The following is a 13,303-nucleotide window of genomic DNA, read 5'->3' as shown; positions in this document are numbered from 1 at the left end:
TATCAGTATTAAGTAAAATCTTTCTCAAATCGTTCATGTAAGATTTCCTCAATTACATAGCAGGAAGTGATTTTTACTGTCATTAATTCATTTCTGCCAATGCTTTAATATCCTGTATTTCCAGAATCTGTTTGGGGTAACCTTTTAATACTGCATTTATCATAGCCTGTCCAACCTGTTTCATAGTCAGTGATCTTTTCGGAAGTAAGACCGGGTACAAGAGAACCAGTACTTTAAAAATGCTTTTTACGTTTTTCTGCTCTTTAAATGGTTTCATAAATCCCGGGCGGAAATTATAAACCCCTTTAAAAGGTAATTTCATCAGGGCGTTTTCGGTTTTACCCTTTACCCGTGCCCACATAATTTTCCCTTTTTCAGAACTATCGGTATGTCCTCCTGAAACAAAATTAAAAATCATTTCGGGGTTGAGATTTACCAGTTTACTGGCAAAACTCATGGTAGTATCGTAAGTGATATGCGTATATTTCTCCTCGTTCATACCGACAGAACTGATTCCGGCGCAGTAAAAGCATGTATCATAACCCTTCAGAGTATCATCATATCCATTCGGATTCATGAAATCAGGGACGGTCAGTTCTTCCAGTTTAGTATGCTTGATAGGGGAGGGTCTGCGATTTACCATCAGCACCTTTTGTACTGCATGGTTTTCCAGACATTCCAATAAAACACCTTCTCCAACCATGCCTGTTGCCCCTGTGATAATTACTTTCATACCTGATTTATGTTAAAATGATAGATTTTTCTTTGTGTTTTATACTTTTAAAGTAATGGAAGGTTACTTACGCATGAAATGGTTTGTGCGACACCAATCGCGAGGGGATTATTTTTCCAACACTTTATAAATAGTTAATATTTTATCGCCGCTTTTGGCCAGAAGCCCCGATTCTATTCCTTTTCTAAGGTCTCTGCTGGCAGTAGCAGATGAAATATCCTTGAAAAGCGTCATATAATCTTTCCTCGTGAACACCGTTTTCCCATTGCTTATGAAATATGCTAAGCGGTCTGTATCTTTCAGGTACTGGTTTTTACAGTCAAGCAAGGTAGCCAGAGACTGGTTGATTATATTTAACATGTATTCGATAAAAATAGTGGATTTTCCCTGATTATCACTTGCTGCCAGGGCTTTATAATATTCCTCCTGATTTTGACTAATTAATGTTTCAAATGGTAAAAACTCAAACACCGGATATTTCTTCATCAGTATCACAGTTTGCCATAATCTACCCATTCTCCCGTTCCCATCCATGAACGGATGAATAAATTCCATTTCATAGTGAAAGACACAACTTTTTATGAGCGCAACATCCTGATCTTTTTTCAGATAATCAAAAAGATCTTTCATAAGAAAAGGTACATTTTCAAAGGGTGGAGCAATATGTTCAACTTTAGAACCCTTAACAATGCCAACACTTTTATTTCTATAATTTCCTGCATTTGGTATCAGGTCTTTCATCAGAATTTTGTGAGCAGAAAGAAAATGCTTTTCTTTTAGTGGATCAAAAGTAGATAACTTGTCATATACATCAAGTGCATTTTTTACTTCAAGAATATCCTTAGCCGGTCCAAGTACTCTTTTATTTTCTATAATAGCTGTGATTTGCTGCTCCGTCAGCGTGTTACCCTCAATCTGCAAAGAGGAATGAATGGTTTTTACCTTATTCTGTTTCCTTAACTGAGGAGATTGCCTGTTGAGGTATTTTGCATTTATTTCTCCGATTTTCTCAGAAATCGAAATAATTTGTTTTATTATTTCTGTTGTTATTTCGTAAGGAGGCTTCATCTTTGATACTATCATTTGATACTATCAAAGATAGTATATTCTGTCTGATTCTCTTGTATAGAATATATTTTTGCTTACGCATGAAGTGATTTGTGCGACACAAATCACGGTGAGGTTTGTCATTATGATAAGGTTTTTGTTGGATTTGAAGTTAACCCAATTATTTCAATGACTTCGCATTCTGCAATTCTTTTACCTTCATAAAAATATCCTTTTGTTCCGATTTTGATTTTATCTGCGTGATATGGTATCAATTCACTATTGATAATCCACATTTTTGCCGTTCCTGAAGCTGAAACGAGTACATGTGAATCCAAAATGATCTCGCCTTCCTCATTTTCAAATTCTGGCCAGATCATAAAAATTCCTTTCATTGTATGATTGTGATTTTCATACCAAAAATTAAATCGAGTACCTTGATTAGGTAAGATTTTTCTGCCTCCTTGATCTTCACTATAAAACTGATACTTGACTCTAAAGTCGGCTGAACGTCCTAATATTGATTCGTATAATTTGTGCATGAAAGATTTTAACTAAAAAGTATCTAAAATATTAGTGAATAACAGTTGGAAGGAAGGATCTTTGTTTTCCTAACTCTTTGAGAAAAAACTATCATTTGATAGTTTTTATAAGTTTGCTTATGCATGAAGTGGTTTTGCGACACAAACCACGGATTAGATTAGTGAAGTACTGAAAGGTTGTTTAGAGCATTGGTTTGTAGTCAATTTCCAGAAAATCCTCTACAGATTTTAACCAATGGTTTTCTACAAAATACAAATGATCCGGATGATTTGTATAATAGTCATAATGATCCATATTCTCAAATTCCATAAGAATACCATATTCAAATCTATTTTTGGGACTTATCTGTCTTAATATTTCAAAATTCTGTACACCGGAAATAGCTGTTAGTTTATCACAAGCTTTAAAGAAAACCTGCTTTTCTTCTGAACTGATCTGAGATTTAAATTTGAAGATAACCGAATGCCTTATCATTATTTTTGTGTGTTTTATAGTTTTTTGTACAAGCCGGATTGCCTAGAGGTGGTTTGGGCCTTGAGAATCATGGTGGATTTTACTCAATTCATATAGCTTCTCTACGTTTAGCAGGAAGTGATGTTTTTCGGGTATCTGGATATGTTTGCCCACTCTCACTATGGATTGTGCGACACAAACCACACTGAAAATGAGGTGATTGCTAATATTCTACAGCTTTGGGCTGCCAGGTATTATCAAATTTTTTTTCAGGCGATCCTATATTTCCCAGGTCGAATGTGATTGTATTGGTATTATTGTTATGATCAGTTGAGTTATCAATGATTAAGCAAAAACTTATTAATAATTCAACATCGCAGTCATTGTCTGCTATTATTGAATAGTTATCTCCGTTAAGCAAGGATATCCATTCTTTATCCCACCAGGCAATTTGTATATCATTCTTATAAATTGAATACTTTCTTCCCAAATGTCCATAAATATCATAGAGGTCTTGTCCAACCTGACAATAATAATGAAGTCTCCAAATACTTTTAGTTCTAAACTTAAACAAATTATTGTCATACCTCGACAGGTTATAAGAAGTCTTAAACCATGCAAATTGTTTATTAATCGTATAGATTGCTCTGTTTTCCTGATTTTTAAATAAATTTATTTCCGGCAGCCAACTAAAAAGTTTTGTCGAGGCAAAATAAGATTTTTGTCCATTAACAGATATCTGGTATTTGTCGCCCATTGAAATTTTGTACTGATTTATGTCTATTTGCATTTGTGAGGTTTCTCCTGAATAGAAAACAAAGAGAGTTTAGTGGTATTTGGAAAATATTGAATCATAACTAAAACCCAATTTATATATAAAATTTATGATTGATTCTATTACATTAAAATAATTGTGGTTTGTGCAACACAAGCCATACTGAGCGCTTACAAAGACAAAGAAATCTGCTGCGGAGACTTTGATTACGTTAAAAATTAGATGTACTGATCTGAAGTAAAGGGAGGTTTTTCAATATTTTTCAGCAAAATGCGGTATTTATGAGAGCGTCTCTGCTGAAAGAACTTTGGAGAGGGGGAAAGAAAAGTGGCTGGTGAAGACACCAGCCACTGGGAATATAAATAAAGGGGGTTATTAACGATTTCTTTGAAACCCGGAATAATCTGCTTAATTCCAGCCTCCGCCAAGTGCCCGGTAAGTATTAACCAAAGCATTCATCTGCATCATTTTGGTTTCAACAAGTTCCATTCTTGATTCCAACACATCACGCTGAGTTAATAACACTTCCATATAATCGGCTCTTGCTGATTTGAATAGCTTGAGTGAAATATCGGTTGATTGAGTCAGAGCCTGCACCTGATTATTTTTCATGTTATACTTTTTCTCAAGGTTATCAATGTTTGATAATTGGTTGGATACCTCGATATAAGCATTCAGAATGGTTCTTTCGAAATCATAAACTGCCTGAATCTGCTTAGAATTGGCACTTTTATAAGTGGCAATAATAGCGTTCTTATTGATTAGCGGTCCTGCTAAATCACCTGCCAGAGAAGACATTAACGCCTCCGGAAGATTTGCCAGGTACAAAGGATTATAAGACCTGAAACCCAAAGAAGCTGAAAGTCCTAATGATGGATAAAAGTTTGCCTTGGCCACACTTATATCAAGTTTGGCAGCTACCAGTTTCAATTCAGCCTGTTTTATATCAGGACGGTTTTCCAGCAATTGTGATGGAAGCCCCGCGTAGATTTTATGAGGTACTAATTCATTGAATCCCTGGGAACTTCTCTGAACCGGTTGCGGATATCTACCTACCAGAAAGTTAATACGGTTTTCAGTTTCAACAACTTTCTGCTGAATTTCATACTGAAGACTTTTTGTTTTAAAAACCTCGGCTTCAAACCTGCGTACAGCTAATTCCGTTACTTTAGCTGCATCTTTTTCCTGTTTAATAATGGCAAGTGCATTGTTCAGAATAACAATGTTCTTTTGGATGATTTCCAGATGATTATCAAGTGCCATTAATTCATAGTAAGATCTTGCAATTTCAGCAACAAGATTGGTAACAAGGAAGTTTTTCCCTTCAGTAGAGGCCAGATAATTGGTTACTGCTACTTTTCTGGCGTTACGCAATTTATGCCAGATATCGACCTCCCAGTGAGCAAATGCTCCGAAGTATGTATTTGGTAAAATATCCGGCGTTTCTTTACCCGGTTTTATTTCTGACATTGCATCACTGGCCCCCTGACTGGTATATCTCGATACTTTCTCAGCACCTGCTCCGCCACCAAGGTTTACAAAGGGTAAATATTCCCCTTTTCTGCTCTGTATTTCATTTCTGGCAATCTCAATTTCCTGCAAAGTGATATTCAGTTCCTGATTGTTTTGCAAAGCCACATCAATCAGCGCAGACAGATTAGGATCAGTGAAATAATCTTTCCACTTAACCTTTGCTGTATTGGTTGAGTCCTGCGAGTTGTTATAACTCGCAGGTACGCTGGTATTAGCTTTTTTGTCAATCAGAGTAACAGGTACAACACAGGCTGAAAACGATAATGTTAGGAAAATGAATCCCAGCCATTTATATGTGATTTTATTGCTCATTTTTTTAATTTTCATCTTCTGCTTGGGTAAAGTTGTCGATAGCGTGGACAAATCCTTCTGACAATGAACTGTCGTCTTCATCTTTGATCATTTTTCTGCCATCGGCCAGACTACCAAATATAAAGTACAATCCAGGGATGATGATAACCCCAAAGATGGTTCCGAAAAGCATACCACCAAGGGCAGAGGCACCAATGGTACGGTTACCAATAGCTCCGGCACCGGTTGCAGTAATCAAAGGTATTAATCCTGCCACAAACGCGAATGAGGTCATTAAGATTGGACGGAAACGGACTTTTGCTCCTTCAATGGCTGCATTCAGAATCGTTTCTCCCTGCTGACGTTTCTGCACGGCAAACTCGACAATCAGTACGGCATTTTTACCTAATAAACCAACAAGCATGATTAACCCGATCTGGGCATAAATGTTATTTTCCAGATTCATTCCCTTTAATACAAAGAAGGAACCAAATACCCCGACAGGAAGTGAGAATACTACCGCTAAAGGAATGATGAAACTTTCGTACTGGGCTGCTAACACAAAGTAAACAAAGGCCAATACAATCAGGAATACAACCAGCGCTTCATTTCCACGGTTAGCTTCGTCATAAGAAAGTCCTTCAAATGCGATACCATATCCTTTTGGTAAGGTCTTAGATGCAACTTCCCGAATAGCCTGTATGGCATCTGCTGTGGTATAACCTTTTGCAGGAAGACCCTGGATAGCCGCTGAATTGTATAGGTTGAAACGGGTAATTTCATTAGGCCCCTGACCTTTTTTAAGCGTCATGAATGATGAGTACGGAACCATTTCTCCTGCTTCATTTTTAACAAAAAGCTTTAAAAGATCAGATGGAAGTCTTCTGAAACTCGGATCAGACTGCACGTACACTTTGAAAAACTGGTTAAACTTAATGAAACCTTGTTCATAGGTACTACCGATCATGATGTTAAGGTTGTCCATCGCTTTTCCGATAGATACACCTTTTTGCATGGCCAGCTTGTTGTCGATCTCCAGTTCGTATTGAGGATAGTTTGCAGCAAAGAAGGTAAACAAGCCGGTAAGCTCTTTACGTTTGCCCAGATTCTCCATAAACTCCTTGTTGATTTTATCAAACTCACGATAATCAGTATCGGTTGTTTTATCCAATAAACGCATAGAGAAACCACCTGAAGTACCAAAACCTGGAATTGCCGGTGGTTCGAAGAATTCAACCGTGGCTCCAAGATTCCTTGATTTTACTTCCAGTTCTTCCATGATCTCCTTCACGTTTTGGTCACGGTCTGACCAAGGCTTAAGGTTAATCAAACAGGTACCGGCATTGGATCCACGTCCTTCTGTCATAATCTCATAACCTGCCAAAGAAGATACTGATTCAACACCTTTCACTTCCTCACAAATTTTCTGAAGGCGACGTGAAACTTCATTGGTTTTTTCAAGGGTAGACCCCGGAGGAGTCTGGATGATAGCATAAATTGTACTCTGATCTTCGTTTGGAATAAATCCTGCAGGAAGAATTTTATTCTCATATGCTATCCCGGCACAGAAGGCCAATAATATCGCAAACGTAAGGACTCTTCTGTTAACGATTAATTTTAGCAAGCCTACGTACCAACCGGTAAGTTTTTCAAAGCCCTGGTTAAAACTGTCAATTGCTCTGGCCAATAAGTTTTTCTTTCTGGCATGTCCATGATGATTTTTCAACAACATGGCACACAATACCGGGGTAAGCGTTAAGGCGATCAAAGCTGAAATTACAATAGAACTCGCCATTGTAATCGAGAATTGCCGGTAAAAAGTACCTACCGGACCTGACATAAATGAAATCGGAAGGAATACCGATACCATTACGGCAGTGATTGCGATAATCGCACCACTGATTTCTCCAAGTACTTTTTTAACGGCAGCATACGGTGAGAGATGAGGCTCTTCTTCCATTTTGGCATGGACGGCCTCCACCACAACAATCGCATCATCTACTACGATACCAATCGCAAGAACAAGGGCAAAAAGCGTAATTAAGTTGATAGAAAGTCCAAAAGCCTGAATTACAAAAAACGCTCCGATCAGGGATACCGGAACAGCGAGAATCGGTATTAAGGTAGAACGCCAGTCACCCAGGAATATGAAAACAACCAGGGCTACCAGGATAAAGGCATCTCTTAGTGTATCAATTACCTGTTCAATAGAGGCATCCAGGAATTTAGAAACGTCATAACTGATTTTATAATCCACTCCCGGAGGAAAGGATTCTTTCATGACATCAAGTTTTTCTTTTACCTGTTCAATTACGTCATTGGCATTACTACCATAGTTTTGTCTTAATACAATAGCGGCAGAAGCCTTGCCGTCGAGGTTGGAATAAATATCAAAGAATTCACTACCCAATTCGACTTTAGCTATATCCTTCAGATGGATACTTTCACCCTGTGCATTGGCCCGGACGATAATATCTTCATATTCTTTCGGATCACTGTACCTTCCTTTATAGGTCAGTACATATTCAAGCGACTGGGCGGCTATCCCCGAACTTTGACCAATCCGGCCCGGACGACCAATAATACTTTGTTCTCCGATGGCCTTCATTACTTCTTCCGTAGAGATGTTGTAGGCACGCATACGCTCCGGGTTTAACCAGACACGCATCGCATATCTACGGCTACCCAGGATCTGAGCTCTCGCAACCCCTTTGGTACGTTGCAGCTCGGGAATCATTTTAACTGTTGCGTAGTTGAACAGGAATTTTTCGTCAATGCTTTTCTCCTTTGAATAAAGGTTAACATACATTAACATACTTGGCTGAACAGGTGAAATAATAACCCCTTCACGCTGAACTAATTCAGGCAGAAGCGGCATAACCTGATCCACCCTTGTTTTTACCCGGATAACCGCTACGTTCGGATCCGTCCCGGGCTCAAAGATAATCCTGAGTGTGGCCTCACCGGCACTGGTAGCATCGGTAGCAATATATCGCATATCCTGAACCCCGTTGATGGCCTGTTCCAGGGTAATTAATGTGGATTTTACCAATACATCGGCACTGGCACCAGGATAAGCTATAAATATATTTACAGTTGTAGGGGCAATATCGGGGAATTGTGAAATCGGCAATTTCTCGATAGCCAATATACCTATAAAGACTATCATGATCGAAATCACAATAGCGAATACAGGCCTGCGTATGAATTGATTAAACATATCTTTTCTTTTTTAAAATATCTTGTTATTCGGCGTACAGACTTAAATGAGAGATAACATAACCAGGATCCATGAATTTGTACTGAATTTTTTCATTTTCATGTACCTGACGTAAACCTTCAAGCAGGATTTTATCATCCTTTTTCAAGCCGGATTTCACAACAAAAATGTGAGGAAGTTCAGCAGCTATGGAGATTTCTCTTGACCGAATCACATTGTCTTTGTCAACAACATAGACATATTTCTTTTCCAGCACCTCGAAAGTAGCTTTCTGTGGAATCATCAGGGCAGACTTAAATGGCGAAGTAATGACAATACTACCGGTTTCTCCATGTCTCAAAAGCCCTTTCGGATTCGGGAATGTAGCACGGAAAGCGATGTTACCGGTCTCATTATTGAAATCAGCCTCAATTGTTTCTACGGTACCGATATGATCAAAGATCTGGTTATTGGCCATACGTAATTTTACAGCCTCTTTCTTATTGGAATTAAGTCCATTCTGATAATTCAGATATTCAGCTTCCGGTACGTTAAAATATACCCACATTTTACTGTTATCAGATAATGTGGTCATCAAGTCACCTTCATTCACAAGGCTACCCAGCCTTACCTGAAAATGATCCATAATACCACTAAATGGTGCTCTGACTTCGGTGAAGCCTAAATGAACTGAAGCCAGAGATAATTCTGCTTTGGCTTTATCCAATTTAGCTTTGGCGAGTGCCAGCTCATTTTTTGAAACGATATTACTATCGGCAAGTGCCTTAGTGTTTCTGAACTCTACTTCAGCAAAATTTGCCTCTGCCTGAGCTTTTTGCTGCTCAGCCTGATAAAGCATCGGCATAATCTGGAACATAAGTTGTCCCTGTTTTATATGCTGCCCTTCATCAACATAAATTTTTTGCAAATAACCTTTTTCCAAAGCACGCAACTCAATATGACTGATTGCGCGGATCTGGCAAACGTAATCTTTGTCTATGATCGTATCCTTTTCAATAGGGCTGGTTACTAATAACCTGACTTCTTCTTTCTTTTCTTCACCTTTCTTTGATTCGCAACTGGTAAGGTACACTAAGGCACCTATACTCATAAGGATGAGGATTTTCTTCATGATTGATTTTCTATAAATTATTACTGAAGTTTTAGAAAGTATAGCGTACGATAATGCACCCTGCCATCGCAGCCTGACTTTCGCTAAATGCTTAATACTAAAAAAATGGAATTGGGAAATATAAGGTAATTAAAATTTACCTTTTGAAGTTCTTAAATCATATTCTGAATACACAGAATGCAATATACAGTTTATCAGGAGAGAACTGTAATAAATGCTTACAAAAATGTAAGATTTTAGGGGTTTTAAACTTAAAAAGTGCAGAATCCCATTTATAAAAGAATGCAGTAAAAATATCACTGCCGCAAACAGTCTTTTTATGGGTTCTGAAAGTATCGTCATCATCTTCCTCTTCAATGTGTTCATTATCATAGAAAACATTTTCCAGACGATCAACTGAAGGGAGGAAAGAGGCACGTGCAGGATGTGAAAAGTCCAGGACAAAACAGGTCTCCGGAAGACTTTTAGATGGAAAAACAGAGGTACTCTCGTTACGCATGTGAGCAGACAGTTGACCGTCAATGCTCAGTAAGAGAATATATATCGGGATAAGATATTTTATTAATGCCTTTGTCATTCAGCCCTAAATCTAATGCAGAAGGCTTATGGATGCAAGACTTTAATCCTTAATTTTTAGTGAAGCAATGCAATATCTTCTATTTTTCATATATTATCTTCTATTATTCAAAAAAACTTTCAGGAAGGCAAGATTTTTCTCCGTCGGAAATTATAAATGCAGGTATGAATTATAACATTTTTCGGATTCATTCTACAGAATATTGTTCAGAGTTTGTCTGCTCATGAGCTGGTCGGTAGAGAAAGTTGCTGATAATAAAGAAAAGTAGAATGAAATATTGTTCTGAGAGGTTTTGAAACAAGAAAAAATGTTTTTCGAACCGTACAGATGTACGTAATACAGCTTAATGGATTATTTAAAGAAATGTTACTTTTGCTTCATACTGAAAATCAGACTGATTTACTTGTGATAAGCAGTTTCTGGTCTGATGAATGAATTAAAGATTAGTTTTTATACAATTGCCGTTTTCAGGATGCTGATCCGGTTCAGGTAAAAATTCCTGCCATGCTTGCCTTTGGATTCCTGCGAGGAAAGATTTCTCCCTTATTTCCAATCTGCATTCCAACCAATTCCTTATAAATAATGTCTTTATAGCGGAAACATAATCTTTTAAACGCTTTAACTCTATGAAACCAGCTTTGTTAATTTTCCTGACTTTGTTTTTTATCGGAACTATTTCCTGTAAAAATGATGATAATAAGAATCCTGTTCAGAATAAAGGACTGGTTGGTAAATGGAAACTGACTGAGGTCCTTTTTGATCCGGGAGACGGCAGCGGTAAATTCAGAACTGTTTCTGAAGCTGAATCTGGTACGGTTGAATTTAAGGCCAACGGAGATTTTTCGGAAATAAAAGGCCCGATTTATTCCTCAGTTAATCCATATAATACCTATAAAATTCTGGATGATACAAGAATAGAACTTAGTATCAAAGATAAACCTTCCATGAAGACAATCTGGTACTATTCGAATCTGAGTTCAACTTCGCTTACATTGGGTTATGGCTGTATTGAAGCCTGCTCCGGAAAGTATGCAGCAGTGCCATAATTAGTATCACTTATAATCCTTTACTTTGTTGAATGTCCGGTATACTGCCGGACATTTTTTATTTGTCCTGGCTAAAACTATAATGCAGAGTCTTTCTATAAAGAATGGGCCTTTATCAAATCATTGCTTTTTCTATAAATAGGTTTCCTGCAAAAACAGAAATTAAATCATTTCTGAACCTTGTTCGAAGATATCTGAGCATAATATCCTTTTCAATCGGCAGATCTGTCTAACTTCCCTATCCGTTTATTCTCTGAAGATTCATTGATTAATGGTGGTTTGAGGAGAACCATCACATGATTTTTTTGAAATCATCCGGCTTAAAAAATGACTCTTACTCGTTTATTACCTTATGTTATTTTGCTTGTAAGCGTCATCAATAATCTGCTTTAGAAAGCTGTTTTTTTAAAAAATGAGCTGTTTAAACAATCTGATATAGAATGTGTTTGAGCGGGTCAGACAAATAAAATGATTTATATTATTTATAATTAGTCTAAATAAATTACCTTTGCAAAAAGAATAACTTCATCTTTTTATGGCAATGGCTAAAAATTATACTTTCAGAAAGCTGATTAATGACATTCACTTGTGGGTTGGTATTCCTACTACTATCGTTTTGTTTATCGTTTGTCTGACCGGCACAATTTATGTATTTCAACGGGAAATAACACAATGGGTGGATAGTGATAAATTTTTTGTTAAAACAGATGGGAAAGATCAGGCTTTGCCTTTAGCCGGGCTTATCAGGAATATTGAGCGGGAAAAAAAAGATTCAAAAGTTACTAATATTCAGATTTCAGATATTAAAAATGAAGCCTGGACCTTCACTGTAACTCCTAATGATATTATTGAAAAAAGAAAAGCTGAAGAGGCGGAGGAAAAAAAGAATAAGATGGCAGAAGGAAAGCCCGGAAATAAGGAGAAATCTGATAAAAAAGCAGGAGAGAAAGGAAAAGGAAATGATAAAAAAGCTGCACAAAAAGACCGTGACCGGATTAAGAGATATCTGGTAAATCCTTATACCGGAGTTATTCAGGGAGAATCTCAAACCCCGACTTCAAAGTTTTTCAGTACGGTATTAAAACTGCACCGCTGGCTGCTTATGGAAGATAATCGTGATACAGGAAAAGCCATTATCGGTACTTCATCAATTTTAATGATTCTGCTTGAACTGACAGGATTGATACTGTGGCTGCCGGCGAAAGTAAAAAGCTGGAATAAATGGAACCTCTGGAAAGGTGGTTTTAAAATTAAGACCGATGGCAACTGGCGCCGCATGAATTTCGATTTACATAAGTCGCTCGGATTTTACACGTTCATCTTTGTAACAATTATGGCAGTCACAGGTCCTTATTTTTCTTTTAAATGGTATAGAGAAGGATTTAGCAATGCTCTCCGGGAAAAGAAGGAGAAAGAAAGCAAGCCATTGCAATCTCAGTATTTGGCCAATTCAAATGCTTTAAGTCTGGATGATATACTGGCAAAAGCAAAGAACGTTTACCCTTATCCGTCATTAACCCGTATTTCAGTTCCGACAGATTCATTGGAAGCGATATCAATACAAAAAGCAAAAACAGGCTTTTTCCCTGATGCCGGAACAGACCGGGTAACTTTTGACCAGTATAGCGGCAAGGTTTTAAAACTTGAACGTTTTTCTGATAAAAAGACGGGAGACAAGATTGTTTCCCTGGTATTTGGACTTCATACAGGAGAAATCTTCGGAACATTCTCTAAAATACTTTATGTTATGGCCTGTCTGATTGCCACCAGTTTGCCTGTGACCGGATTTCTGATCTGGTGGGGACGAATCAGGAAGGGAAAAAAAACAGCCAGACAGCAAACTTCAAAACCCGCAGCAATACCTGCCGGATATGTCTCTCATAAAGCTAAGCAGCCTTTGATGAACAAGGTCCAGGTTTAAGCCTGAATATAGAATTAATGCCAATAGAGCAAGTATCATGACAAATGATATGA

11 protein-coding genes are annotated in these 13,303 nt (G+C 37.6%); 2 read left to right on the top strand and 9 right to left on the bottom strand.

The window, feature by feature from the left end; translation table 11 throughout:
• Window positions 1-82: 82 nt before the first annotated feature.
• The 9 genes from BM179_RS10690 to BM179_RS10645 form a co-directional block, all read right to left on the bottom strand.
• Complete coding sequence (locus BM179_RS10690) at window positions 83-733, bottom strand: NAD-dependent epimerase/dehydratase family protein (protein ID WP_092016575.1); 651 nt, start codon at window positions 731-733, stop codon at window positions 83-85.
• Between the two features lie 108 nt (window positions 734-841).
• Window positions 842-1,801 (bottom strand): Fic family protein, encoded by a 960-nt coding sequence (locus BM179_RS10685; protein WP_092016572.1) that lies wholly within the window; start codon window positions 1,799-1,801, stop codon window positions 842-844.
• A 122-nt stretch (window positions 1,802-1,923) separates the two neighbouring features.
• Window positions 1,924-2,322 (bottom strand): hypothetical protein, encoded by a 399-nt coding sequence (locus tag BM179_RS10680; protein ID WP_092016569.1) that lies wholly within the window; start codon window positions 2,320-2,322, stop codon window positions 1,924-1,926.
• 181 nt (window positions 2,323-2,503) lie between these two features.
• Window positions 2,504-2,797, bottom strand: coding sequence for a Dabb family protein (locus BM179_RS10675; protein ID WP_092016566.1), 294 nt, complete (start codon window positions 2,795-2,797; stop codon window positions 2,504-2,506).
• Window positions 2,798-2,999: 202 nt separating this feature from the next.
• Window positions 3,000-3,566 carry an LURP-one-related family protein gene (locus BM179_RS10670; protein WP_092016563.1) on the bottom strand — a complete coding sequence of 189 codons (567 nt, stop codon included), beginning with the start codon at window positions 3,564-3,566 and terminating at the stop codon, window positions 3,000-3,002.
• 393 nt (window positions 3,567-3,959) lie between these two features.
• Window positions 3,960-5,396: a TolC family protein gene (locus tag BM179_RS10660; RefSeq protein WP_092017044.1), complete on the bottom strand. Its 1,437-nt coding sequence runs from the start codon at window positions 5,394-5,396 to the stop codon at window positions 3,960-3,962.
• A 4-nt stretch (window positions 5,397-5,400) separates the two neighbouring features.
• The gene (locus tag BM179_RS10655; RefSeq protein WP_092016559.1) at window positions 5,401-8,595 is read right to left on the bottom strand and encodes an efflux RND transporter permease subunit; all 3,195 of its coding nucleotides are present in this window, start codon (window positions 8,593-8,595) and stop codon (window positions 5,401-5,403) included.
• A gap of 25 nt (window positions 8,596-8,620) precedes the next feature.
• Complete coding sequence (locus BM179_RS10650) at window positions 8,621-9,706, bottom strand: efflux RND transporter periplasmic adaptor subunit (protein WP_092016557.1); 1,086 nt, start codon at window positions 9,704-9,706, stop codon at window positions 8,621-8,623.
• A gap of 157 nt (window positions 9,707-9,863) precedes the next feature.
• A complete protein-coding gene (locus BM179_RS10645) occupies window positions 9,864-10,205 on the bottom strand; it encodes a hypothetical protein (protein WP_143095201.1) in 342 nt (113 codons plus the stop codon).
• Window positions 10,206-10,909: 704 nt separating this feature from the next.
• Between BM179_RS10645 and BM179_RS10640 the strand changes: the two genes are divergently transcribed.
• Window positions 10,910-11,329, top strand: coding sequence for a lipocalin family protein (locus BM179_RS10640; RefSeq protein ID WP_092016552.1), 420 nt, complete (start codon window positions 10,910-10,912; stop codon window positions 11,327-11,329).
• 541 nt (window positions 11,330-11,870) lie between these two features.
• Window positions 11,871-13,250: a PepSY-associated TM helix domain-containing protein gene (locus BM179_RS10635; RefSeq protein ID WP_218159200.1), complete on the top strand. Its 1,380-nt coding sequence runs from the start codon at window positions 11,871-11,873 to the stop codon at window positions 13,248-13,250.
• Window positions 13,251-13,303 lie beyond the last annotated feature (53 nt).

Source organism: Pseudarcicella hirudinis, assembly GCF_900115665.1.
In the GTDB taxonomy this organism is placed as follows: Bacteria; Bacteroidota; Bacteroidia; order Cytophagales; family Spirosomataceae; genus Pseudarcicella; species Pseudarcicella hirudinis.
The sequence above is the reverse complement of the archived record's forward strand: the minus strand, read 5'-3'. Positions and strand labels throughout refer to the sequence as shown.

Excerpts from the sequence above, each read along its gene's own strand:
- BM179_RS10690 (WP_092016575.1), bottom strand. The coding sequence starts at position 733 with ATGAAAGTAATTATCACAGGGGCAACAGGCATGGTTGGAGAAGGTGTT.
- BM179_RS10685 (WP_092016572.1), bottom strand. The coding sequence starts at position 1,801 with ATGAAGCCTCCTTACGAAATAACAACAGAAATAATAAAACAAATTATT.
- BM179_RS10680 (WP_092016569.1), bottom strand. The coding sequence starts at position 2,322 with ATGCACAAATTATACGAATCAATATTAGGACGTTCAGCCGACTTTAGA.
- BM179_RS10675 (WP_092016566.1), bottom strand. The coding sequence starts at position 2,797 with ATGATAAGGCATTCGGTTATCTTCAAATTTAAATCTCAGATCAGTTCA.
- BM179_RS10670 (WP_092016563.1), bottom strand. The coding sequence starts at position 3,566 with ATGCAAATAGACATAAATCAGTACAAAATTTCAATGGGCGACAAATAC.
- BM179_RS10660 (WP_092017044.1), bottom strand. The coding sequence starts at position 5,396 with ATGAGCAATAAAATCACATATAAATGGCTGGGATTCATTTTCCTAACA.
- BM179_RS10655 (WP_092016559.1), bottom strand. The coding sequence starts at position 8,595 with ATGTTTAATCAATTCATACGCAGGCCTGTATTCGCTATTGTGATTTCG.
- BM179_RS10650 (WP_092016557.1), bottom strand. The coding sequence starts at position 9,706 with ATGAAGAAAATCCTCATCCTTATGAGTATAGGTGCCTTAGTGTACCTT.
- BM179_RS10645 (WP_143095201.1), bottom strand. The coding sequence starts at position 10,205 with ATGCGTAACGAGAGTACCTCTGTTTTTCCATCTAAAAGTCTTCCGGAG.
- BM179_RS10640 (WP_092016552.1), top strand. The coding sequence starts at position 10,910 with ATGAAACCAGCTTTGTTAATTTTCCTGACTTTGTTTTTTATCGGAACT.
- BM179_RS10635 (WP_218159200.1), top strand. The coding sequence starts at position 11,871 with ATGGCTAAAAATTATACTTTCAGAAAGCTGATTAATGACATTCACTTG.